Raw genomic sequence first — 22,931 nt, 5'->3', positions numbered from 1 at the left:
AGCGCTGCTCGCTCGAGGAGCGAGGCGCACGACCGGGTGTCGACAACCAACTTACTCGCCAGTAAGATGAAACTCCACCAGGGCCTTTTTCGACGATGTTTGGAGACGTCAGTGACAAGCAAGCAGCTACGACCGGTCGCAATCGTCGGTGGCAACCGCATTCCTTTCGCGCGCTCCGACAAGAAGTACGCGCTGGCGTCCAACCAGGACATGCTCACCGCGACCATCGACGGGCTGGTCTCGCGATTCGGTCTGCAGGGCGAGCGCCTGGGCCTCGTCGCCGCCGGTGCCGTGCTCAAGCATTCGCGCGATTTCAACCTCACCCGCGAGGTCGTACTCGGTAGCGCGTTGAGCCCGTACACCCCGGCCTTCGACATCCAGCAGGCCTGCGGCACCGGTCTTCAGTCGATCATCGCCGTCGGCGACGCCATCGCGTCGGGCCGTATCGACGCCGGTATCGGTGGCGGTGTCGACACCACGTCCGACGCCCCAATCGGTGTCAATGACGAACTGCGCGAGTTCCTGCTGTCGCTGAACCGGGCCAAGAGCACCACCGACCGCATCAAGCTCCTCGGTAACGTCCGCCCCGGCATGCTCGGCATCGAGATCCCGCGCAACGGCGAGCCGCGCACCGGCCTGTCGATGGGTGACCACGCCGCCATCACCGCCAAGGAATTCGGCGTCCGCCGCGAGGACCAGGACGAACTGGCCGCAGCGAGCCACAAGAACATGGCGGCGGCCTACGACCGCGGCTTCTTCGATGATCTGGTGACGCCGTTCCTCGGCCTGACCCGCGACGACAACCTGCGCCCGGGATCGACCGTCGAGAAGCTCGCGACGCTCAAGCCGGTCTTCGGAACCAAGCTGGGCGACGCCACCATGACGGCCGGTAACTCGACGCCGCTCACCGACGGTGCGTCGGCCGCGCTGCTGTCGAGCGACGAGTGGGCTGCCGAGCGCAACCTGCCGGTGCTGGCACATCTGGTCGATTCCGAGACCGCGGCAGTCGATTACGTGCACGGCAACGGCTCGTTCAAGGACGGTCTGCTGATGGCTCCGACCTACGCGATTCCGCGTCTGCTCGCTCGCAACGGCCTCACGTTGCAGGACTTCGACTACTACGAGATCCACGAGGCGTTCGCCTCCGTGGTGCTCGCAACTCTGCAGGCCTTCGAGAGCGACGAGTACTGCAAGGAGCGTCTGGGACTCGACGGGGCGCTCGGTTCCATCGACCGCAGCAAGCTCAACGTCAACGGCTCCTCGCTCGCCGCCGGTCACCCGTTCGCCGCCACCGGCGGACGCATCGTGGCGTCGCTGGCGAAGATGCTGGCCGAGAAGGGCTCGGGCCGTGGCCTGATCTCGATCTGCGCGGCCGGTGGCCAGGGCGTCACCGCCATCATCGAGCGCTGACCACTGCAGCTTCGGCTGCTCCCAATCCGGGGGGACACGATCCGGGGGACAGAGGGGTCGGCGGATCCGGTAATCGAGGGGTTTCCGGATCTGCCGACCACCACGTGAAAAGGGGCACGCATTCGCTGCGTGCCCCTTTTTTGTGTGCGATCAGCCCGGTATGCCGCTTTCCGGTGGCGTCGATTCCTCGCCGGTGTACTCCTCGACGGCCGAATCACCGATGTCGGTCTGCAGCACCGGAGTCAGGTACTCGGGTACGCCTTCGCGGATCTGGAAGACACTGGCTCCGGAGATTCCGAGATGGCTTTCTTCCGAGTATCGGAACGGGGCCAACTGCGGTCCCTCGAAGTCCATTCCGCCGTCCTGAATGGCTGCGACGATGCCTTCACGGGTGGGGTTCTCGCCCGCGGCTTCGAGTGCTTGCACGAATGCGTATGCCTGGCTCAGGCCGTAGATGCGGTAGTTGGTCAGTGGGTCACCGGTTCCGTTCTCGGCCCAGACCTTCTGCCACAGTTGGGTCCACGGATTCTCCGGCGAGTCGACGCCGGGGATGTACTCCAGTGAGATCATGCCTTCGAGGGACTGCGCGCCGTCGGTGACCGCACCCTGGGAGAACCGTCCGAGCAGGGAGCCGACCAGGTCGACGTCGGAACCGATCGAGCTGTAGAACCACTCGGGGTCGTAGTTGAGCCGCATGGCTGTCAGCTGGCTCAGGGCGGTGTACGAGGGAACGTTAAAGCCGAGGATCAGATCTGCTCCGGCACCTTGCAGGGCCGCGATCTGAGGTGCGACGTCGGTGTTGCCCGAGGTGTACCGCACGACCTCGACGATCTGATCGTCGAGATACTGGCGCACCGCCTCTTCGCTGTCGCGGCCGAGGTCGTCGTCCTGGAGGAACAGTCCGACCTTGGCGTCGGGCCGGTTCTTCGTCACCCAGTCACCGATGATCTTGCCCTCGACCTGGTAGTCGGGCTGCCAACCGAAGGTGTTGGGGTACTTCTCGGGATCGTTGCCCCACATGATCGCGCCGGAGGAGACGAAGAGATCGGGTACGCCCTCCTCGTTGAGGAAGTCGATGACCGCGCTGTGGGTCGCCGTGCCGAGTCCGCCGACGACGGCGAACACCTCGTCCTGCAGGACGAGTTCGTTGACGACCTGCGTGGTGGTCGTCGGATCGTAGGAGTCGTCGCGAACCACGTACTCGATCTGCCTGCCGTTGATGCCGCCCGCGGCATTGACGTAATCGAAGTAGGCCTGTGCGCCCGTGGGGATTTCGCTGTATCCGGGCGCTGCTACCCCGGTCAACGGGAAGTGGGCACCGATCTTCACCGAGGTGTCGGTGATGCCGACCGTCGACCCTTCCGATGATTCCGTCGCCTCGTCTCGGCCACCTGCACCGCACGCTGCGGCCAACGAGACGACGGCGACGAGCGCGGTCGTTCTGAACGCCACCGATCCGAACTTTTTCATTTCATTCCTTTTCTGGTTGTCCGTAACTTGCGATACGTGCCCACCAAACCCAGTGGGGCGAACAGGATGACGAGGACGGTGAAGATTCCGGTCACCAGTGGTGCGAGTTCGGCGGATTGCAGACTGCTCAGCCCGAGATCGAGCCCGAGATTGGTCACCACCGGTGGGATGTACGTCAGCAGCAGTGCTCCGATCAGTGCTCCGGACAGGGTGCCGAGCCCACCGATGACGACGGCGGAGAGCAGCGTCAGTGACAGGGTCAGCGTGAATCCGCTCGGTGCCGCGATTCGTGCCGACATCGCAAGAACCGCGCCGCCCGCGCCCGCGCAGGCCGCGCTGACGACGAACGCGAGGATGCGTGCACGCCCGAGGTCGATACCGGACAACTCGGCGGCAACTTCGTCGTCGCGAACGGCCCGCCAGCGACGGCCGATCCGACTCGACGAGACGTTCGCCAGCAGGAAGAACACGAGGACGAGCAGTATCCAGCTGACGTAGGCGACGAATTTGGTGCCACTGAGCTCGTTTCCGGTGACGAAGAACATCATGTCGTCGATCAGCTGCGGCACTTCCGGTGCCGGTACGACCAGTCCCTGTTCGCCGCCGAGGTAGTCCGAGAAGTAGAGGGCCAGGCCAGGAACGGCGACCGCGAGCGCGAGCGTCGCACCGGCCAGGTACGGCCCGTGCAGTCGGGCGGCGGCAACACCGACCACGACACCCACCACGGCCGAGATGACGATGGCGGCGAGCAGCACGAGGGGCACCGACCACCCGGAATCATTGGCCCGCAACATCAACGCCGCGGTGTACGCACCGACCGCCATGAACGCACCGTGCCCGAGCGAGAGCTGGCCGCTCAGCCCGGTCAGCACCGTCAGTCCGCCGGCCGCGATGGCCAGGTAGGCGACCGAGGTGAGCTGGCTCTGACGGAAGGTGCTCAGCGACTCGAGCGCCAGCACGATGACAACGAGACCGATGACCGCACAGAGGAAATGGCGTCGTACCGGGGTGGCGGCGAGGCGAGTGAGAGTTGCGTTCATGTCACACCCTCCTGGCCGCTGCGCTGGCGAACAACCCGCTCGGTCGCACCAGCAGGACGACGATCAGGATCACCAAGGCCGCGCTGGACACCAGATCCTGGCCGAGGTAGCCACTGACGAAACTGAGCCCGATGCCCATCAACAGGCCGCCGACCACTGCACCCGCCGGACTGTCGAGACCACCGAGAACAGCTGCGACGAAACCGAATACGACGATCGAGTCCATGTAGCCCGGATGCACCAGTGAGCCGCCCGCAATGAGCAGACCGGCCAGCGATCCGACCACTGCGGCCAGAGCCCAACCGAGGGTGAGCATTCGGCTCACCCGTACGCCGAGCAGTTTGGCGACTTCCTGCTCGAATGCGCTCGCCCGCATCTTCAATCCCAGGTCGGTGAATCGGAAGAGCAGAATCAGCAAGCCCAGGACCACCAGGACGGCGACGATCTTGAAGATGTCGTACCCGGTCAACGCCACGTTCACGTCGCCGATCCGCTGGCCGGTGAGGCCGAACGGTGCTGGGAAGGAACGGAATTGGTTGCCGAAGACGATGGCGGCCACCGCATGGATGATGATGAACAGCCCGAGCGTGAGAATGACCGGGTTGATGTGCGACGAGCTGTCGACGAATCTGATGACGAGTCGCTCCGTCAAGGCTCCCAGTAGCAGGCCGCACAGGAGCGCGACTCCGAATCCGATCCAGTACGAATAGCCGGCGTCGATGACGACCAGTGCCACGTACGTGGTGATCATGGCCATCGGGGCCTGGGCGAAGTTGACGATGCGTGTCGATCGCCAGATGAGTACGAGGGCCAGCGCGAAGGCGGCATAGATCATGCCTGTCGTCACGCCGTTGATGAGGATGGTGAGCAGTTGTTGCACTGTGGCAGGCGTCCTTTCGGCTTGCTCTAGAACCCGAGATAGGCGTGTCGGAGGGCGTCGTCGCCGGCCAACGAGTCGGCGGGACCTTCGACCGCGACCTTGCCCAGATCCAGGACGACGGCGTGTTCGGCGATCGACAGCGCGCTGCGGGCGTTCTGTTCGACGAGCACGACGGTCATCGATTCGGAGTCGACGAGCGCACGCAGTGTCTCGAATATCTGCGCTGCGACTTTCGGTGCGAGCCCGAGGGACGGCTCGTCGAGCAGAAGAACCGACGGGGTCGCCATCAGTGCTCGACCGATCACGAGCATCTGCCGCTCGCCGCCGGACAGGGTGTGTGCGGAGGACGCCCGACGACCGGTCAGGGGCGGAAACATGTCGTAGATCCGGTCGAGGCTGACAGCGTCGTGACTTCGGTTGCGGCCCAGAGCGCCGAGCCGAAGATTCTCGTCGACGGTCAGTTCGGCTATCACCCCTCGGCCTTCCGGAACGTGCGCGAGTCCTTTGCGAGACAGGCGATCCGGTGCCACACCGACGATGTCGGCTCCAGCGAGTTCGATCCGTCCCGACACCGGTTTCAGCAGTCCCGAGATCGTGCGAAGCAAGGTCGTCTTTCCTGCTCCGTTCGCGCCGAGAACGGCAGTGATCGCCCCGGCCGTGACGGTCATCGACACCGAATCGAGGGCGGTGACCGGTCCGTATCGAACGGTCAGGTCGGTGACGGTCAGGTGCGCAGCGTCAGTCCTCATGAGCCACGTCGTTTCCGAGATACGCCGCGAGCACGGCGGGATCCTCGCGAATCTGATCGGGCGTTCCCTGGGCGATGACCTTGCCGAAGTCCAGTACGTAGATCCGATCGCACACACTCATGACGAGGTCCATGTGGTGCTCGACGAGCATGACCGACGTCGCCGGTCTCTCCGGATGAGAATCGGTGGAATGTGCTGCGAGAGAGCGAATCTCGTCACCGAGTTCGCTCATCTCGTCACTGGACAGTCCCGATGCGGGTTCGTCGAGCAGGAGCAGTGTCGGTTCGCTGACCAGAGCGCGTGCCAGCGCGACGCGTTTGCGCACCGCATACGGCAGGCTCGGCGGCAAGCGGTGGGCGTAGTCGTCGATTCGCAGTCGCTGCAGAGTGGCCATCGCGGTGGCGCGTACCGCCGCATCGTCGGTGGCACTCGACGGTAGGCCGAGGAGACCGGCGAGGATGCCGGTACGAGCCGTGCGGTCGGCTCCGACCATGACGTTGTCCAGAACGGTCATCCGGTCGAACAGTCCGAGTCCCTGCAGCGTTCGGCTCATACCGAGGCGGGGCAGGTCGTGCGGACGTAGATGGGTCAACGTTTCGCCGTGTCGGCCGAGAGTTCCCGAGCGGGGACGGACGAGACCGCAGGCAACGTTGAACAACGTCGTCTTGCCTGCCCCATTGGGTCCGATGACGCCGAGGACTTCGCCGGGTCGCACGTCGATGCTGACTCCGGAGAGCGCGACGATACCGCCGAATGCCACCTCGACGTCCTTCATGCTGAGAACCGGATCCATCGTGTCGAGAGAGTTCAAGTGATGCACCTCACAATCTGTTGCGTTCACTATGGTGCGTCCCGCACAACGGGCGATATGGGCGCTGCGCACAGAATGTTTGGGTCCCAGGGCACCAGTACCGGTCAAATCACCCTGGGATGTGGGCTCAATGCGCAAAACTGTGCGGGTGGGTGCTCCCGACGGTCGACGTGTATCGACGCGGTCGGCTGCCCGCGGAGCAGTGACCGACTCCGATCAGGAGAAGATTCGAAACGCATGGGCGGCCCTGACGCCGCGTGCGGATTCGATCGCCGACTCGATCACGCTGGCGTTGATCGAGCAGGAGCCGGCGTACCTGGCCAGTTCCACGCCGGACATCGCAGGCGAGATTCGCCGCAGCACCCGCGAGCACATCAATCAAGGTCTGCGCACGCTGTCGGGGTTGTCCGCCGCAGGCGACAACGCGCGCGAGGTGTGGCGTCGCACCGGCCGGGAGCGCGCACGCCAGGGGATTCCGATGGAGCTGGTACTCAAGGCGTACACCCTCGGTAGCCGGACGCTGTGGGAGGAGCTGATGCTCGAGCGCGAGCAGCGTCGCACCAGCATCGACGAACATCTGTTGCTGGTTGCGGGTCGGCAGTTGTGGCGCGCGCTCGACAGTCAATACGAGACTCTGGTCGAGGCGTACCGGCAGGAAAGCGCCCGCATGCAGCAGCGCGACCTCGCCAACGTTCTGGTGATCCTCGACGGCCTTCGATCGGGCCGTGGCGGTGACCCGGCGTTCGTCATCGAAGCACGTGCCACCCTTGGCCTTTCGGCATCGCAGCAGATCGCGTGCGTGGTCGGTCCGCTCGACGATCAGGGGTCACCTCCGCTCCCGGCACCAGAGGACGCGTTGGACCAGATCGGCGCAGTCTCGCATTGGAACACCAGGGACGGCCACCAGTTCGCGCTCGTCGCACTCGGAACCGGATCGTGGAACTCCGTCGTCGACGCCCTCGCTGCTCGGGCCGTCGGGCCTGTCGGGGTCGCGCATTCGCCGGAGGGAGTGTCGTCGTTCGCGGCGGCGTATCGCCTGGCAGCGTTGACGGCCGAGACCATCACCGAGGACAGCGGCGTGGCATTGGCCACGGATCGACTGCCGCGCGTGATCATGGCGGCCGACGATCAGTCCTCGGAATTGTTGGTGCGCCACGCGCTGGGCAATTTGTGGACGCACCCCGAACCGCATCGAGAAACGCTGCTCGACACTCTGGCCCACATGCTCGCGTCCGACGGTTCGCCCACCAATGCCGCCAAGGCGTTGTACTGCCACAGAAACACCGTGATCTACCGGGTCCATCGAATCGAGGAGTTGACCGGCCACGATCTGACCGATCCACGAGATCGGCTGCTGCTCACTCTCGCGCTGGTCAGGACAGGTCATTGGGCTCGGGCCGTCGGCGAAGGGGACAGTTCGACGCCTCGGGCGTCATTCAACCGAATGAATTGACGAGACAAATTTCGAGTCGGTGTAACGAAGGACCGGGGTCCGCTTATATTCCCAGTGGCTCCGCACTGCTGCCTGACCCCCGACCCGGCAGCAGCGCGGAGCCTTTCTCGTTACCGGTGACGACGGTCTCCGAATGAGCGCCACCGTTCGGTTTGCGTAAGCTCGTGCGCGGGGTACGCCAAGCAGAAGGGCGGATCGACAACCAACGGTGGTCCTGGAAGGGTCGAACGTGAGCGAGGGCAAGAGTAGGTCGGGTGATGCGCCCGAGGGTGCCGAACCGAAACCCGACGTACCGCCGTACGACGCTCCCACCGAGGTCTTCGGGGCACTCCGCGACGGGGCCGACGACTCGAAGCAGGCACCCGAGGCGGAGCAATCGTCCGAGGTGCAGGCCGAGTCCGAGGTCGGGGCCGAGGCCGAGGTGGAAACCGAGGCCGAGCAGCCTTCCGGCGCCGAAACCGATGTCGACGAGCCCGGGTCGGTCGATGCCGGGTCGGTCGATGGAGATTCGGTTACCGCACACCCGGTCGTCGACGATGTCGCGGCCACCGAGGCCCACGCAGCTGCAGTCGACTCGGGGGACGCCGAGACCGATCCGATCACGGACCAGCAGCCGCCGCCCGCAGCCGACGAATCGCCTACCGTCGCGCAGTCTGTAGTTCCTGCTGACACCGATGCTCCTACTGAGACAGATGTTTCTCCCCGACCCGAGTCGCCGGTCCAGCCCCCCGTGGTTCCGCCGGAGGACGACCCGGCGCAGCCCAGCGATGGGTCCGGATTTGTGCCGCCGTGGCGGAAGATCGCCATCGGGGCCGGCGCGGTGGTTGCCGTTCTGGCCCTGCTGTACGCGGCGGATTGGATCACCTCCAGCGACCGCGTGCCCCGCGGCGTCACCGTCGCCGGAATCGAGGTGGGCGGTAAGAGCCACTCCGACGCCGAGGCGCTGTTGCGCTCCGAGTTGGGTGCGCGTGCCGAGCAGCCCGTACTGGTCGACGTCGGCGATCGACAGGTCGAGGTACTCCCCGCCGCTGCCGGTCTCGGTGTGGATTGGAATGCGACGCTCGACCGTGCGGGGTCGCAGCCGATCAACCCGATCACTCGGCTGACGTCGTTGTTCGGCAGCCGCGAGATCGGTGTCGTCTCGACCACGGACGAGCAAGCACTCACCGCTGCCGTGGACGGACTGCGCGCCGAGACCGATCGCGCGCCCGTCGAAGGCGACGTCGTGTTCGACGGCAGCACCCCGATCGCCGTCGCACCATTGTCCGGCCGCGAACTGGACGCCGACGGGACACGTCGAAACCTGCAGACCGAATGGGCCTCTGGCACAACGGAAGTGGTCTACGAGTCCACGCCCGTCACGGTCACGCAGGACGCGGTGGATCGCGCCTTCGCCGACATCGCCGTTCCCGCGGTCGAGGCACCGGTGATCGTCTCCGGTCGGCAGGACGTCGATGCGACTCTGCCGACGGATCGGGTGGGCGAGGTTCTGCGTTTCGACCCGGATGGCCAGGGCGGGTTGACGCCGATCTACGACACCGACGTGGCCACCGGCATTCTCGCGCCGCAACTGGTGCGCACCGAAGTGCCGCCGAAGGACGCGTCGTTCACCTTCTCCGGGGGTGCGCCGACCGTCGTCCCCGGTGAAATGGGGGAGTTGGTGGAGTGGCGCAAGACCCTCGAGCAACTCCCCGCGCTGCTGTCTGCGGACGGGCCTCGCACCACCGAGGCGATCTACGAACCGGCTCCGCCCGCTCTCACCACCGAGGACGCGGAGAATCTCGGCGTGCGAGAAGTGATTGCCGAATACACGACCGGTGGGTTCGAGTACGCGTCGGGCATCAACATCGGGCTCACGGCAGACATCGTCAACGGTGCGCTCGTGAAGCCGAAAGAAACGTTCTCGCTCAACGGATACACCGGCCCGCGAGGTACTGCGCAGGGCTTCGTGGAGTCCGGGATCATCGACAACGGCCGACCCGATCGTGCCGTCGGCGGCGGAATCAGCCAGTTCGCGACCACGCTGTACAACGCGTCGTACTTCGCAGGCATGGAAGACACGGACCATACCGAGCACAGTTACTACATCAGCCGGTACCCCGAGGCGCGTGAAGCGACGGTCTTCGAAGGTGCCATCGACCTGAAGTTCACCAACCCGAACGACACCGGCGTGGTGATCCAGTCGTTCGCCGATTCCTCCAGCGTCACTGTCCGACTGTGGGGAACGAAGACGGTGGACGTCGAATCGATCACCGGTTCGCGCACCAATTTCACGTCACCGAACACCGTGACACTGCCCGCCGGTGACGGCTGCGTCGCGTCCGGTGGAGGCCAGGGATTCACCGCCAGCGATACCAGAGTGATCAGCGACACGGCGTCGGGCCGGGAAATTTCGCGGAACACCAGGACGGTGAAGTACGACCCGATTCCTATCGTGAGGTGCGTCGAGCCCGATCGCCCGGATCCCGCTCCGGACCGCGCGCCAGATCCGGACCCGGATCCGGAGCCGAGCGACGACGAGTGACGCCGCACCCGCGATGGTGGCGTTCCGATCACGTCGATTCGGACTGTGGCGTCGCCGCCCGATCGGGTGTTTGCTTGCAGTAAGTGTCCGCTCGGCAGAACTGTGCCCCGCGGGGTGCACCACGAGATCGAAAGGGAGCTTCGTCCATGACGCTCACACGTACCGTCCTCGATCAGCAGACGCTTCGTGAGGCGTACGCGCAGTTCCCGAGCGGCGTCGTCGCGATCGCCGCGAAGATGGACGGCGTTCTGGTCGGCCTGGCCGCCAGCAGCTTCGTATCGGTGTCCATCGATCCGCCGCTCGTCGCGGTGTGCATCCAGAACACGTCGACGACCTGGCCGAAACTCGAATTGGCACCCAGCATCGGAGTCAGCGTTCTCGGCGAGGCGCACAACGACGCCGTCCGCACGCTGGCGGCCAAAACTGGCGACCGTTTCGCCGGTCTCGATCTCACCATCTCCGATGGGGGAGCAGCCTTCATCGTCGGGGCCACTGCGTGGTTGGACACCACCATCGAGCAACAAATCCCGGCGGGTGACCACGCAATAGTGCTGCTGCGCATACATTCTCTGGATGTGCAGAGTGAAGTGAATCCAATCGTGTTCCACGGCAGCAAGTTCCGCAAACTTCAGCAATAGCGGCTGCTCGACTACGCTTCGCCGGTTCGGCCCCTTTCGGCCCCTGCTCGGCCCCGTCCTGCCCTGCCCTGCCCTGCTCGGCTCGGCTCCAGTTCGGCCCCCTGCTCGGCTTCAGTTCGGCCCCTGCTCGGCTCCTGCCCGTGCGGCTCCCCGTCTTCGCAAACGCGCGCGCACTTGCTGAACGCGCGCGAAATAGTTGGCGAATCCGCGCAATTCTGACAAATGCGCGCGCGTTTGCGGGATCGAGACCAGAACCAGGCCGGACAACTGGTACGTCCGTACCTGTATTCATCCACAGGCCTCGATTAGTGCACAGACGGCCGCTTCTGGGCTCGAACCGGCCGGCGTATGGCCGAGACTCGAAGGATGAAAGACGACCGAATGGTGCGACGCACGGAGGCGTTGGCAAATGGGTTCGCGGATCACGAGTTGCGTGCCCTGTACGAGCGAGGGGGATGGGTGCGGCTGGTCAACGGCGTCTATGTTCCGTCGTCGAGGTTGGCCGAGTTGTCGGAGCACGAGCGGCACCGACTTCTCATCGATGCGATCCTGCCGACCATCTCCAGGGACCACGTCGTCAGTCATCGTTCGGCCGCCCTGCTGCACGGGTTGCCCTTGCCGAGAGGAGGATTCGACAAAGTTCACGTCACTCGCAATCGCCATGGCGGAGGTCGGAAGAACTCGGCAATAGTCGTCCACTGTGCGCCATCGGGACCGAGGGTGATGCTCGACGGTATCGCGGTGACATCGTTGGCGCGGACAGTGGTCGATCTCGGCCGTACCGAGACGACGTTGTCGGCGGTGATCGCCGGTGATGCAGCCCTGAAAAGTTGTGACCCAGACGAGATCGACGCCGAGCTGCGCGGCGCTCGAGGATGGAAGGGGGTGGCTCGAGCGCGACGGGCTGTCCGACTGATGGACGGCCGTAGCGACAATCCGGGCGAGTCCCAAAGCCGAATCATGCTGCGCGAGGCCGGTTTCGACCCAGAGCCCCAAGTGGAGATCTACGACGACGACGGGAACTTCGTGGCACGCATCGACTGGCTGATCAACGGCATCGTCGTCGCCGAATTCGATGGCAAGCTCAAGTACACCGGTTATCTGCAGCCGAACGAGAGTCCCGGCGACGTGGTGTTCAAGGAAAAGCTGCGGGAGGACGAGATACGCGAACTCGGCTATCCAGTGGTGCGCTGGACGTGGGCGGATCTGGCCCGTCCGGAGGAGCTGTCGGCGAGGATATCCCGCGCGTTGAAGCGGGCTGCGGCCCTCCCGATGCCGCGAGGGAGTGTGCGGAGTACGTCCTGCAGGCCGCAAACGCGCGCGCATTTGCCGAACGCGAGCGAAATTGCTTGAGAATCCGCGCAATTCTGACAAATGCGCGCGCGTTTGCGAGGGCCGGGGGCCAGCAACGCCGCACCCCCAACAAATGCGCGCGCGTTTGCGGCAACCCGGGGGCCAGCAACGCCGCACCCCCAACAAATGCGCGCGCGTTTGCGGCAACCCGGGGCCAGCAACGCCGCACCCCCAACAAATGCGCGCGCGTTTGCGGCAACCCGGGGCCGGCAACCCACACCCGGCATACAAAGAACAACGGCCGCACTCGAAATCGAGTGCGGCCGTTGAAATGTCAGGGAATCAGAATGCTGCTTCGTCCAGTTCCATGATGTCGTTGTCGATGTTGGTGAGGATTGCTCGCGTCGCGGTGAGCTGCGGGAGGATGTTCTTGGCGAAGAACGATGCGACGGCGATCTTGCCCTCGTAGAACGCCTTCTCCTTGCCTTCTGCACCGTTGTCGAGTGCAGTGATGGCGATTTCGGACTGACGCAGCAGCAACCAACCGATGAGCAGGTCGCCGAAGCCCATGAGGAAGCGCACCGATGCCAGGCCGACCTTGTACAGCTCGGTGGGCTGGTCCTGTGCGCCCATGAGGTGCTGAGTCATCGAGGTGACGATGGCCTGCACGTCTTCGAGTGCGGTGGCGAGCAGTGCACGCTCGGCCTTGAGGCGTCCGTTTCCTGCTTCGCTGTCGATGAACGACTTGATCTGTCCGGCGACGTGAGCCAGCGCTACGCCGCGGTCGCGGGCGATCTTGCGGAAGAAGAAGTCCTGCGCCTGGATGGCGGTGGTGCCTTCGTACAGCGAGTCGATCTTGGCGTCGCGGATGTACTGCTCGACGGGGTAGTCCTGCAGGAAGCCGGAGCCGCCGAAGGTCTGCAGCGATTCGGCCAGCACCTGGTACGCGATCTCCGATCCGACGCCCTTGACGATGGGCAGCAGCAGATCGTTGACGCGGTATGCGATGTCTTCGTCGGCGTCCGAGACCTGCTTGGCGGTGATCGGGTCCTGGTGTGCGGCGGTGTAGAGGTACACCGCGCGCAGGCCCTCGGAGTACGCCTTCTGCATCATCAGGCTGCGACGCACGTCGGGGTGGTGCGTGATGGTGACACGCGGTGCGGTCTTGTCGGTCATCTGCGTCAGGTCTGCGCCCTGGACGCGCTCCTTGGCGTACTCGAGTGCGTTGAGGTAGCCGGTGGAGAGTGTGCCGATTGCCTTGGTGCCGACCATCATTCGTGCATGCTCGATGACGTCGAACATCTGCGCGATGCCCTTGTGGACCTCGCCGACGAGCCAGCCCTTGGCGGGAACGCCGTGGCCACCGAAGGTGAGCTCGCAGGTGGCGGAGGCCTTGAGGCCCATCTTGTGCTCGACGCCGGTGACGAATGCGCCGTTGCGCTCGCCCAGCTCGCCCTTCTCGAAGTCGAAGAGGACGGACGGTACGAAGAACAGGCTCAGACCCTTGGTGCCCGGTCCGGCACCTTCGGGGCGGGCGAGTACGAGGTGGAAGATGTTCTCGAACAGGTCGTCGGAGACGGCCGAGGTGATGAAGCGCTTGACGCCCTCGATGTGCCAGGAGCCGTCGTCCTGCTTGATCGCCTTGGTGCGACCTGCGCCGACGTCGGATCCGGCGTCGGGCTCGGTCAGGACCATCGTGGCACCCCAGCTGCGTTCGACGGCGACCTTGGCCCATTCCTTCTGCTCGTCGGTTCCGTTGTGGAACAGGATGTTCGCGAAGCCGGGGCCAGCGGAGTACATGAACGCTGCGGGCTGCGAGCCGAGGAGCATCTCGTTGATGCCCCACAGGAGGTTGCGCGGGGCAGGCATGCCGCCGATTTCCTCGTCGAGGCCGACGCGCCACCACTCACCGTCGGCAAGGGCCTTGTAGGACTTCTTGAAGGATTCGGGAAGCTTCAGGCTGTGGGTCTCGGGATCGAAGACCGGGGGGTTGCGGTCGGCGTCCGCGAAGGACTCGGCCAGCGGGCCCTCGGCCAGGCGCACTACCTCGCGCAGCATGTCACGGGCTACTTCACCGTCCATGTCGCCGAAGTTGTCGCCCTCGAGTGTCTCGTCGAGTCCGAACATCTCGAAGAGGTTGAATTCGAGGTCCCGGAGGTTGCTCTTGTAATGGCCCATTGCTCGTTCGCTCTCCAGTCGGTGGTGCGGTCTCGTGAGTACCGCCCAAGTTAGCTACTCGTCGGTAACTTAACGGATATTACTCCCGATCGGTTCCGCTGCCAAGGGCGGACCTACTCGCGAGTAATAGAGCGTCGACGGCTGTGCCGCCGGTCACGTCGCGGTAGCGGTTCTCGGCGGTGATGATGGTCAGCCGAGAACCGATGTCCGACGCCAAATCCTTTGGCGTGTAGAGGATTTCGGGTTCCTGTGGGCCCCCGGTACCGGACTCGATGTTCGCGGAGTGGTGTCCGAGAATCATGAGGATTCCATCAGGTTTCAACGCTGACACCGCCGTCGTGACCGCCGCGCGACGCGCGTCCGGCGGCAGATGGAGGTAGAACATGAGAACCAGGTCATAGTTCGGCGATGGTGACAACTGCGTCACATCCGCATGGACCCAGGTCAGGCGCTCGCGCACCGACCGCGGTGCCGAAGCCGCCACGTCATTTGCCCTCGTCAAGGCCACCGAGGAGAAATCGACCGCGTCGACGGTCCAGCCACGGGTTGCCAACCAGATGGCGTTTCGACCCTGGCCCGACGCGAGATCCAGTGCGCGACCGCGTTTCAGCGTTGTCGCGACCTCGACCAACGTCGCGTTCGGTGCCTCGCCGTAGACGAGTTGTCGGCCTTCGTACTTGCGATCCCAGTCTGCGGCGTCCACCTCGGGAAGCCTAGTGGGAGCTGTTACAGCGTCGCGCGCAGCAGCAACACGTTGTAGTTCTGATACACCGTCGCCAGGAAGTACAGATCGCGTCCGGTCGAGTACGGGTGGATGTACGGCGCGTAGATCGAGCTGACCTCGCGAGTATCGACCAGAACCTCCGGCGGGCTCCACGGCCCGACCGGCGAGGGCGAGCGCCGCAGCACGATCGAGTTGGCGTTGTCGGTGGTCACCATCAGGTACTGCCCGAGAGTGGCGTTGTACGCGACGGAGAGCTCGCCGACGCCGTCGACGATGGGCGCTGCCGCTGCCGGGTCGCCCTTCTTCCAGTCCTGGCCGGTCCAGTACTCGTATTCTCCGAGCTTCGCGATGTCCTGTTCCTTGACGCGAGCGATGTGGCCGAGGTTGAAGCGGCCGGGCGGAGTGCCGTACTGGTAGACGTATCCGCCGTCCTTCAGATAGGCGCTCTGCTGAAAGTTGCGGTCGCCGCCGACGCTGGGGCGCTGAGTGTCGGGCAGTGCTGCCCAGTTCTCCCCGTTGTCGTTGGAGACCGCCAAGCCGGAGAAATTGGTTTCCCAGGTTCCGGCGGGGCCCCAGTTCTTCACCGACATCAGGTTCAGGTACTGACTGTCGCCGACGGCCACCCCGGCCGTCGGAATCCGGCTGATCTCCACGAACGGGATCTTGGGGCTGGGGACGACCTCTTTGGTCTGGCCGAGAGGGTCGAGGACGACGCTGTCGAAGTTCATGCCGTCGGCGAGGTTGCGGTCGTTGCTGCGCACGATGGCGTTGCTTCGCCACGACCAGAGGCTGCCCTGCAGCAGGTTGGGTACGCCGAGTCCGGCGGTGTCGCCGAATGCCGTCAACACTTCGCCGCGGCCGTTGTCCCACATGATCCCGAGATCGGTGCCGATCATGTTGACGTTCTGCGTGTTGTTGGGACTCGACATCCCGGTCACCTGCGCGACGGCCTGGGCTCGACCGTGCAGCTGCGGCAGCCCGAACGTACCGTTCAGCCCGGCGATGGGATTGACCGCATTGGGATTGGCGAGCGCGTTGGGTGCTGTGACCAGCAAGGATGCTGCAACGGCCACGGTGGCAACGGTCAATGCTCTGGAACCCACGCGACTCACGACGTTCTCCCCGATTTCGATTCCACTCCCCGGTAACCGATGGAACCATACCAGCAGTTTGTTCGAGGGGGCATAAATCGGAGCATCGGCTGTTTTGTGGAATCGGGCAAATGCACCTCGGTGTCGTAATCTGGACGGTGTGAGTGATCTACCCGATTCCCGGCTGGCGAGGGATCTGTCCGTCAGTGCGATGCGGCTGAATCGGAGGCTTCGTCTGCGACATTCCAGCGACAGGCTGCCCGTCGCTCACCTGTCGATTCTGACGACACTGCTGCGCGAGGGACCGATGACGACGGGCGAGTTGGCCGCACGGGAGCGAATCAAGCCGCCGTCGGTCTCGAGGTCCACGCACGCTCTGGTCGAGTCGGGTCTGCTGGACAGGCTCGCGCATCCGACGGACGGTAGGCAGGTGGTTCTGCAACTGACCGATGCGGGGACGGCGGCCGCCAAGGAAGAGGTTGCCGCCCGCGAGATCGCGCTCGCGGCGCAGCTGGACGACTTGAGTCCGCAACAGCGGGAAACACTGGCCTCGGCGGCACGGATCCTGACCGAGATCGTCGAAAAGGTCGACTGAACACCGTCAGTTCTCGTGGTGGACTGCCTGATCGAGGGCGTCGACATCCCAGTCGAGGGTCGATCCCAGCTCCTCGGAATCGCCTCGGCGCGCGACGCGGCCGAGGGTTGTGGCGACGACTGCCGCGCACACCATCCACACGGCTACGCCTATCAGCAACCCGGTCATGTCACACTTTCTAGCACCTGTGTCTGTGAAATAGCCGTGAAACGGTAATTCGGCTTTGTTGCGATTCGATAATGGTCGTTTTCGGTCCGACAATTCAGGCGGGTCGAAGGTGCTGTTCCACAACGGTTGTGGAGATTCTCGTTCCGAATTGATTTCAGCGGAAAACAGACCTCACGGAACGTACTGAGAAGCCCTAAGGTGTGTGCAATTCTCCGACGGCAACCCGGAATCGACTGGTCGGTGTGCACAATTGCGACACAGCGTCGAGATCGGCCTCGAAATCGACATCACGCAATTCGCAGAGCATCGTGATCGACGCACCGGCGGTGGACAAGGCGTCGAGTGTGGCGGTACCCGTGGACGGAGCGGACATGGGTACGTCGATCAGGGCCCGCGCCAGGGCAGGGTCGCGCAGACCCAGCGCCCACCAGCCGCCGTCCTCGGCCGAACCCAGCACGTCGGTGCTGTCGAGTTGCGCGGCCGCATCGGTCAGCAGTTGCGCCGTGACCTGTGGGGTGTCCATGCCGATCTGAAGGACGGCTCCGGTGGTCGCCGCGTCGGCGTGTGCGTTGGCCAGCCGTTCTCCCAAACCGTCGCCGCGCTGCGCGATCACCGTGAACGACGCCAGAGCGCGGGTCAGTTCGTCGGCACGGGCCGCGTCGGCGAGATTTCCGGTGAGGGCCACGACGCGGTGATCGACCTCGGCGGCCCGCACGGCATCGAGGGTGTCCAGCAGCGAGGCCGCGGCCAGTTCGGCCGCGGCGGCGTCACCGAGCGTGGCGGCGAGGCGCGTCTTGGCGAGCCCGGGAACGGGCGCTTTGGCCACGACGAGCGCAGTGACGATCACGAGAGCACCTTCCAGAAATCGCGAACGGCGACGATCGTCCCCTTCACCGAGCCCGAGACCTTCGACGTGCCGGCGGTCCGTGGACGGTAGACCACGTCGTGTTCGACGACCGTCCATCCAGCACCGGCTGCCAGGACCAGTAGCTGCAGCGGATAGCCCGAGCGCCGATCGGTCACATCCAGGTCGAGCAGTGCTTGACGTCGGACTGCCCGGATGGCTCCGAGGTCGTGTACGGGCAACTTGTACTTGGTCCGAAGTCGCAGTGACAGAACGGCATTGCCGATCTTGGCGTGCAGCGGAGAGCTTCCCTTCACGGGTCGGCGGCGGCCGACCGCGAGGTCCGCATGCTCCAGGGCCGCCACGAGCGTCGGCAGATCACGCGGATCCATCGAGCCGTCACCGTCGAGGACACAGACGATGTCGGTACGGGCTGCGAGGACGCCTGCGTGCACGGCTGCCCCGTATCCGGGCGCGGATTCGGAGACCACGGTGGCTCCGTGGGCAGCGGCCACGGCGGCGGTGGCATCGGTGGAGTTGTTGTCCACCACGATGATCGAATAGCCCGGCGGCACCGAATCGAGTACGGCCGGCAGCGATTCGGCCTCGTTCATGCACGGCACGATCACGGTGACCGATGGTGAGTCAGACACGGGGCGGCCCGGTTCCCTCGGCGTCGCGCAGAGGTGCGTCGGCGAATGCGGTGAGTCCGTCGATCGGCATGATCTTCGCGCGGAATCCCAGGGTCTCTTCGGCCCGGCGGGAACTGGCGACGATGTGCCGAACGTCGCCGGCTCGGTACTGCCCGGTGATCTCGGGCGTCGGTCCGCCGCGCGCGTCGGCCAGGACGGTCGCCACCTCGCCGATGGTGATCGGTTGTCCTGAGCAGACATTGAGGGCGGTGAAGCCGTCGAGCTCGGCCTCGATCGACGCGATGTTGGCGGCTGCCACGTCGTGCACGTGGACGAAATCGCGGGCCTGTTTGCCGTCCTCGTACACCGTCGGTGCCTGGCTGCGTTCCAATGACGAGCGAAACATTGCCGCCACACCGGAATACGGAGTATTGCGCGGCATGTGTGGCCCGTACACATTGTGGTAGCGCAGTGCGACCACCGATCCACCCGTGGCGATAGCCCACGCGGAGGCGTAGTTCTCCTGTGCCAGTTTGCTCGCCGCGTAGATGCTCCTGGGTTCGAGTATCGAATCTTCCTCCACCAGAAGCCAATCGAGGGGCTCACCGGACCTCGGATCGCGATTGTCGAACATGCCCGCATCGAGATCGGCGCGGGTGCGGGGCGGCGGAACCACGGTCTCGCCCGAGGAATTGAGGTACCGCCCCTCGCCGTAGACCACCATCGAGGACGCGAGAACCAGTCGGGAACAGCCTGCCTCGTACATCGCCGCGAGCAGCACTGCCGTCCCGTAGTCGTTGTGGCTGGCGTAGGCCGGAGCATCTGCGGCGTCGACGCCTGCTCCGACGACGGCTGCCTGATGGCACACGACGTCGATCCCGCGCAGTATCTCGACCAGTGCATCCTTGTCGCGCACATCGAGATCGGTGATCCCGTCGGCTCGCGCTCCCGGGCCGTGCGCAGATTCCAGCATGGCGTCGACGGCGACGAACTCGTGTCCGGAGCCGGCTGCCGCGTCGACAATGTGGCCGCCGATGAATCCGGCTGCGCCGGTGAGCAGTACCCGCGTCATGGCAGCTCTATCGGTAGGTCGATCCCGGCGTGGACGCGGCACGTGGGACAGTCGCCGGTGGGCGCGTCGGAGATGGCCGCGCGCACCAACGCCTTGAGCGGCTCGATGTTCTTCTGGAATTCGGCGAACACGTCCACCGCCTTGACGCCCTGGCCGGATTCGATGCCGGCGTCGAGGTCGGTCACCAACGCGATCGGTGCGTAGCAGAGTTCGAGTTCGCGAGCCAGGACGGCTTCGGGATGGCCGGTCATGTTCACCAGCGTCCAACCCTGGCGGGCGAACCACTGGCTTTCGGCGCGGGTGGAGAACCGGGGGCCTTCGACGACGACCATGACGCCGCCGTCGACAGCGGTGTCCTGGACTGCGGACTTCCGGAGCGTCGGGCAGTACGGGTCGGCGAATTCGACGTGAACGCCGCCCTGGTCGAAGTAGGTCTGTGCGCGCCCGGAGGTTCGGTCGACGAGTTGATCGGGAATCACGACGGTGCCCGGGCCGTACTCCGGTACCAATGATCCGACCGCGCACGGTGCGAACACCCGGCCGACTCCGAGCATCCGCAGCGCCCACATGTTGGCGCGATAGGGCAACGTGTGTGGGGAGTACTCGTGCTGTCGGCCGTGTCTGGGCAGAAACGCCACGCGGCGACCTTCTACTTCGCCCAACGTGATGGGAGCGCTCGGCGCACCGTAGGGGGTCTCGAGCACTATCTCCTCGGCGTCGTCGGCGAAGAACGAATAGAAGCCGCTGCCGCCGATGACGGCTATCTCGGCCCGCCCCGTCGCGTCGTTGTTCATCTGCTCATCCTCCATCACCGTCGGTCGATATGCTGGTCCGAGATCGTGTTTTCGTTCAAGTCCGCAGGGAGAAAAGACTATCCGCTACTGGAGAGAAGCCGTCGCAGGCACGTTGGCCGTCGCGCTGGTCGTGGTCGCGTTCATCGTTCCGTATCTGGGGAACGAACTCGTCACCCCCATCATCAACCGAACCCCGCAGCAGGTGCGCGACTTCGCCGATGCGGCACCGCTGTTCGGCTTCCGCGAGATTCATGTGGGATGGGGAACGCCGTTCGCCGTCCTCATCGCGGTGGCGACTGTGCTGTGGGGGCCGACGCTGGCACGACGCCTGTCCTGGACACGGTTGCTCGTCGTCGTGTGGGCTGCGTCGGCGGCCTGGACGATGGCGCTGGCGATGGTGGACGGCTGGAAGCGCGGTTTCGTGGACCGGCTGGCGTCGACGGACGAGTACTTGCACGAAGTGCCCGGCATCACCGACATTCCGGCAACACTGCGCGGGTTCTCCGAGCGAATCCTGGACTACCAGGCGGATTCGTGGACCACACACGTGTCGGGACATCCGCCCGGCGCGTTGCTGACGTTCGTTTGGCTCGACCGTCTGGGGCTCGGCGGCGGAGCCTGGGCGGCGACGCTGTGCGTGCTGGTCGGTACGAGTGCCGCAGTGGCGGTGGTCCTCACGCTCCGGGTGCTCGGCGACGAGACCATGGCCCGGCGGGCAGCGCCGTTCGTGGCGATCGCTCCCGCGGCGATCTGGATCGCCGTCTCGGCCGATGCGTTCTATGCCGGCGTCGCTGCGTGGGGTATCGCGTTGTTGGCGATCTCCACGAAGCGATACCAGTGGCCCGCCTCGATCGGCGCGGGAGTGTTGCTCGGGTTCGGCGTCTATCTCAACTACGGGCTGGTGTTGATGGGCCTGCCCGCCGTCGCAGTGCTGATTGCCGGGCGGAAGATTCTGCCGTTCGTCGGCGCGCTGATCGGAGCCCTGATCGTCGCCGCCATCTTCACCGCGTACGGATTCTGGTGGTACGACGGCTACTTGCTGGTGCAGGAGCGCTACTACCAGGGCATCGCAACCGATCGCCCCTTCGAGTACTGGGGTTGGGCGAACTTCGCAGCTCTGTTCTGTGCGTTGGGTGTTGCTGTGCCCGCTGCGTTTCCGCGGATCCTCACCAGGGTGGAGCCGATCAACCTGCTGGTGATCGGCGCTATCGCGGCGGTGGTGATGGCGGACCTGAGCCAGCTGAGCAAAGCGGAGACCGAACGAATCTGGTTGCCCTTCGCCATGTGGATGCTGATCGCGCCTGCTGTGTTGCCGATCCGGACGCATCGGTTCTGGTTGGCACTGCAGGTGATCGGCGCATTGGCGATCAATCATCTGCTGTTCACGAACTGGTGAGCGGAGCCAGCGTCATCTGAGCGAACCAGCGCCCGTCGATCGGTGCCACGTCCACCACGCGAAGGCCTGCGGCATTGGCGAGATCCGCGGTGGCGTCGGCGCTGACGCTCGACCAGGCGAACCAGTCGCCGACCATGGTGTCGGTTTCCCAGCGAACGGTGCGATGACGGATTCCGGTGTCGCTCGGCGCATCCACCTCGGCGATGACCGCTCCGTGCGGTGCCAGTAGATCCGCCGCACGGCGGAGCAGTCGCACCGGGTCGCCGCCGATGCCGATGTTGCCGTCCGCGAGCAGCACACAAGACCAGTTGCCGGTGTCGGGCAGCGGCTCGAAGAGGTCGCGGAGCACGGCATTGCCGCCGCGGCCGATGGTCAGGTCGACAGCTGCTTTCGAGGTGTCGACTCCGAGTGCCGAGACACCGCGTCGGGCAAGCGCTTCGGTGAGGCGACCGGGCCCGCAGCCGAGATCGATGGTGGAGCCGGTGCATCGGCTCAGCATGGCGTGATCGGCGCGGCGATCCTCCGCGGACGAGGCGCTGCCACCCATCCAGCGGGCGGTGGGGAGCTTCTGCCTGCTGCCGTCGGAATCGCCTATCCAGCAGGGTAGTCCAGCTGCTGCGCGGTGAAAGAGTGTGTCTGCGGTGACGCTCATGCTCGGCTCCGTACGAGGATCAATCGAATGAAGTAAGCGATTGCGCTCACGATGAACAACGCAGCGGTCAACGCGAGCCAACGTCCGAGGAATGGCTCCTGCGTCGAACCGGTTGCGGCGCGGTAGGACTCCGCACCTTGCGAGAGTATCCCGGGGAAGAACATCAGAAACGTCAGCCCGGTTCCGAGGGCGGGAACACGAACGAAATTCACCGGTGACACGGCCAGGGTTCGGCGTGGGATACCGGTGATCAATCGATCGGCCAGCGAGTAGAGCGGGAACAGTACGGCGTCGTGCAGCAGTACCGATCCGAAGAACCACACGAGTATGGACTTCCACCAGATGTCGCTGTTCCACAGACTCTGCGGCCCGGCGAGAGTGACGACATAGCCGACCAGCGCGAACGACAACAGCAGACCGACCGCGTGCAGCGGGTGCCCGCCGTAGATCCTCGTGAACGCTCTCATCCGAAGGCTCCTGACCGTGCGACGCAAACACCCGTGCGCGAGGGCCACCG

The 22,931-nt window shown here is 65.0% G+C and carries 22 protein-coding genes; 7 read left to right on the top strand and 15 right to left on the bottom strand.

Annotation, left to right across the window (positions count from 1 at the left end):
- Positions 1-66: 66 nt before the first annotated feature.
- A complete protein-coding gene (locus tag AABD04_RS22830) occupies positions 67-1,410 on the top strand; it encodes an acetyl-CoA C-acetyltransferase (RefSeq protein ID WP_423228179.1) in 1,344 nt (447 codons plus the stop codon).
- A gap of 150 nt (positions 1,411-1,560) precedes the next feature.
- On the opposite strand, the gene AABD04_RS22825 is transcribed toward AABD04_RS22830, so the two are convergent.
- From AABD04_RS22825 to AABD04_RS22805, 5 genes are read right to left on the bottom strand one after another with little or no spacing between them, the layout of a single operon-like run.
- Positions 1,561-2,880, bottom strand: a complete 1,320-nt coding sequence (locus AABD04_RS22825; RefSeq protein ID WP_243595206.1) for an ABC transporter substrate-binding protein — start codon at positions 2,878-2,880, stop codon at positions 1,561-1,563.
- Entirely contained in the window at positions 2,877-3,920 is a 1,044-nt protein-coding gene (locus AABD04_RS22820) for a branched-chain amino acid ABC transporter permease (protein ID WP_341442595.1), read from the bottom strand. Before AABD04_RS22820 ends, AABD04_RS22825 begins: the two co-directional genes overlap by 4 nt.
- Before the next feature lies 1 nt (position 3,921).
- On the bottom strand, positions 3,922-4,800 hold the full coding sequence (locus AABD04_RS22815; RefSeq protein WP_243595204.1) for a branched-chain amino acid ABC transporter permease: 879 nt from the start codon (positions 4,798-4,800) through the stop codon (positions 3,922-3,924).
- Between the two features lie 26 nt (positions 4,801-4,826).
- Positions 4,827-5,549 (bottom strand): ABC transporter ATP-binding protein, encoded by a 723-nt coding sequence (locus AABD04_RS22810; RefSeq protein ID WP_341442594.1) that lies wholly within the window; start codon positions 5,547-5,549, stop codon positions 4,827-4,829.
- Entirely contained in the window at positions 5,539-6,360 is an 822-nt protein-coding gene (locus AABD04_RS22805) for an ABC transporter ATP-binding protein (RefSeq protein WP_341442593.1), read from the bottom strand. The genes AABD04_RS22810 and AABD04_RS22805 overlap by 11 nt, the downstream gene beginning before the upstream one ends.
- A 148-nt stretch (positions 6,361-6,508) precedes the next feature.
- Here AABD04_RS22805 and AABD04_RS22800 point away from each other — a divergent pair, with 148 nt between their 5' ends.
- From AABD04_RS22800 to AABD04_RS22785, 4 genes are all read left to right on the top strand, one after another.
- Entirely contained in the window at positions 6,509-7,813 is a 1,305-nt protein-coding gene (locus AABD04_RS22800) for a PucR family transcriptional regulator (protein ID WP_341442592.1), read from the top strand.
- Positions 7,814-8,042: 229 nt separating this feature from the next.
- Positions 8,043-10,337, top strand: coding sequence for a VanW family protein (locus tag AABD04_RS22795; RefSeq protein ID WP_341442591.1), 2,295 nt, complete (start codon positions 8,043-8,045; stop codon positions 10,335-10,337).
- A 146-nt stretch (positions 10,338-10,483) separates the two neighbouring features.
- Positions 10,484-10,975, top strand: a complete 492-nt coding sequence (locus AABD04_RS22790; protein WP_341442590.1) for a flavin reductase family protein — start codon at positions 10,484-10,486, stop codon at positions 10,973-10,975.
- A 366-nt stretch (positions 10,976-11,341) separates the two neighbouring features.
- Positions 11,342-12,328, top strand: a complete 987-nt coding sequence (locus AABD04_RS22785) for a hypothetical protein (RefSeq protein ID WP_341442589.1) — start codon at positions 11,342-11,344, stop codon at positions 12,326-12,328.
- Between the two features lie 282 nt (positions 12,329-12,610).
- On the opposite strand, the gene AABD04_RS22780 is transcribed toward AABD04_RS22785, so the two are convergent.
- The 3 genes from AABD04_RS22780 to AABD04_RS22770 form a co-directional block, all read right to left on the bottom strand.
- Positions 12,611-14,446 (bottom strand): acyl-CoA dehydrogenase, encoded by a 1,836-nt coding sequence (locus AABD04_RS22780; RefSeq protein ID WP_243595197.1) that lies wholly within the window; start codon positions 14,444-14,446, stop codon positions 12,611-12,613.
- 79 nt (positions 14,447-14,525) lie between these two features.
- Positions 14,526-15,149, bottom strand: a complete 624-nt coding sequence (locus AABD04_RS22775) for a class I SAM-dependent methyltransferase (protein ID WP_341442587.1) — start codon at positions 15,147-15,149, stop codon at positions 14,526-14,528.
- A gap of 23 nt (positions 15,150-15,172) precedes the next feature.
- Positions 15,173-16,273, bottom strand: coding sequence for a DUF4185 domain-containing protein (locus tag AABD04_RS22770; RefSeq protein ID WP_423228248.1), 1,101 nt, complete (start codon positions 16,271-16,273; stop codon positions 15,173-15,175).
- 148 nt (positions 16,274-16,421) lie between these two features.
- Here AABD04_RS22770 and AABD04_RS22765 point away from each other — a divergent pair, with 148 nt between their 5' ends.
- Positions 16,422-16,856: a MarR family winged helix-turn-helix transcriptional regulator gene (locus tag AABD04_RS22765; RefSeq protein WP_335740423.1), complete on the top strand. Its 435-nt coding sequence runs from the start codon at positions 16,422-16,424 to the stop codon at positions 16,854-16,856.
- A gap of 6 nt (positions 16,857-16,862) precedes the next feature.
- Here AABD04_RS22765 and AABD04_RS22760 read toward each other — a convergent pair whose 3' ends face one another.
- From AABD04_RS22760 to AABD04_RS22740, 5 genes are all read right to left on the bottom strand, one after another.
- Complete coding sequence (locus AABD04_RS22760; RefSeq protein ID WP_243595193.1) at positions 16,863-17,024, bottom strand: hypothetical protein; 162 nt, start codon at positions 17,022-17,024, stop codon at positions 16,863-16,865.
- Between the two features lie 193 nt (positions 17,025-17,217).
- Entirely contained in the window at positions 17,218-17,871 is a 654-nt protein-coding gene (locus AABD04_RS22755; protein ID WP_341442585.1) for a TIGR04282 family arsenosugar biosynthesis glycosyltransferase, read from the bottom strand.
- Complete coding sequence (locus tag AABD04_RS22750) at positions 17,868-18,521, bottom strand: glycosyltransferase family 2 protein (RefSeq protein WP_341442584.1); 654 nt, start codon at positions 18,519-18,521, stop codon at positions 17,868-17,870. Before AABD04_RS22750 ends, AABD04_RS22755 begins: the two co-directional genes overlap by 4 nt.
- Complete coding sequence (locus AABD04_RS22745; RefSeq protein WP_341442583.1) at positions 18,514-19,572, bottom strand: NAD-dependent epimerase/dehydratase family protein; 1,059 nt, start codon at positions 19,570-19,572, stop codon at positions 18,514-18,516. The genes AABD04_RS22750 and AABD04_RS22745 overlap by 8 nt, the downstream gene beginning before the upstream one ends.
- Positions 19,569-20,366, bottom strand: a complete 798-nt coding sequence (locus AABD04_RS22740) for an S-methyl-5'-thioadenosine phosphorylase (RefSeq protein ID WP_341442582.1) — start codon at positions 20,364-20,366, stop codon at positions 19,569-19,571. The genes AABD04_RS22745 and AABD04_RS22740 overlap by 4 nt, the downstream gene beginning before the upstream one ends.
- A gap of 112 nt (positions 20,367-20,478) precedes the next feature.
- On the opposite strand from AABD04_RS22740, the gene AABD04_RS22735 reads away from it, so the two are divergent.
- Complete coding sequence (locus AABD04_RS22735) at positions 20,479-21,762, top strand: hypothetical protein (protein ID WP_243595189.1); 1,284 nt, start codon at positions 20,479-20,481, stop codon at positions 21,760-21,762.
- Here the strand turns inward: AABD04_RS22735 and AABD04_RS22730 are convergent.
- A complete protein-coding gene (locus tag AABD04_RS22730; RefSeq protein ID WP_243595188.1) occupies positions 21,749-22,414 on the bottom strand; it encodes a methyltransferase domain-containing protein in 666 nt (221 codons plus the stop codon). The genes AABD04_RS22735 and AABD04_RS22730 overlap by 14 nt on opposite strands.
- Entirely contained in the window at positions 22,411-22,881 is a 471-nt protein-coding gene (locus AABD04_RS22725; RefSeq protein ID WP_341442581.1) for a hypothetical protein, read from the bottom strand. The genes AABD04_RS22730 and AABD04_RS22725 overlap by 4 nt, the downstream gene beginning before the upstream one ends.
- Between the last annotated feature and the right edge of the window lie 50 nt (positions 22,882-22,931).

Source organism: Rhodococcoides navarretei, assembly GCF_038069675.1.
GTDB classification, from domain to species: Bacteria; Actinomycetota; Actinomycetes; order Mycobacteriales; family Mycobacteriaceae; genus Rhodococcoides; species Rhodococcoides navarretei.
The sequence above is the reverse complement of the archived record's forward strand: the minus strand, read 5'-3'. Positions and strand labels throughout refer to the sequence as shown.

Coding starts and splice junctions, on each gene's coding strand:
- AABD04_RS22830 (WP_423228179.1), top strand. CDS start 67: ATGAAACTCCACCAGGGCCTTTTTCGACGATGTTTGGAGACGTCAGTG.
- AABD04_RS22825 (WP_243595206.1), bottom strand. CDS start 2,880: ATGAAAAAGTTCGGATCGGTGGCGTTCAGAACGACCGCGCTCGTCGCC.
- AABD04_RS22820 (WP_341442595.1), bottom strand. CDS start 3,920: ATGAACGCAACTCTCACTCGCCTCGCCGCCACCCCGGTACGACGCCAT.
- AABD04_RS22810 (WP_341442594.1), bottom strand. CDS start 5,549: ATGAGGACTGACGCTGCGCACCTGACCGTCACCGACCTGACCGTTCGA.
- AABD04_RS22790 (WP_341442590.1), top strand. CDS start 10,484: ATGACGCTCACACGTACCGTCCTCGATCAGCAGACGCTTCGTGAGGCG.
- AABD04_RS22785 (WP_341442589.1), top strand. CDS start 11,342: ATGAAAGACGACCGAATGGTGCGACGCACGGAGGCGTTGGCAAATGGG.
- AABD04_RS22780 (WP_243595197.1), bottom strand. CDS start 14,446: ATGGGCCATTACAAGAGCAACCTCCGGGACCTCGAATTCAACCTCTTC.
- AABD04_RS22760 (WP_243595193.1), bottom strand. CDS start 17,024: ATGACCGGGTTGCTGATAGGCGTAGCCGTGTGGATGGTGTGCGCGGCA.
- AABD04_RS22745 (WP_341442583.1), bottom strand. CDS start 19,572: ATGACGCGGGTACTGCTCACCGGCGCAGCCGGATTCATCGGCGGCCAC.
- AABD04_RS22740 (WP_341442582.1), bottom strand. CDS start 20,366: ATGAACAACGACGCGACGGGGCGGGCCGAGATAGCCGTCATCGGCGGC.
- AABD04_RS22730 (WP_243595188.1), bottom strand. CDS start 22,414: ATGAGCGTCACCGCAGACACACTCTTTCACCGCGCAGCAGCTGGACTA.
- AABD04_RS22725 (WP_341442581.1), bottom strand. CDS start 22,881: ATGAGAGCGTTCACGAGGATCTACGGCGGGCACCCGCTGCACGCGGTC.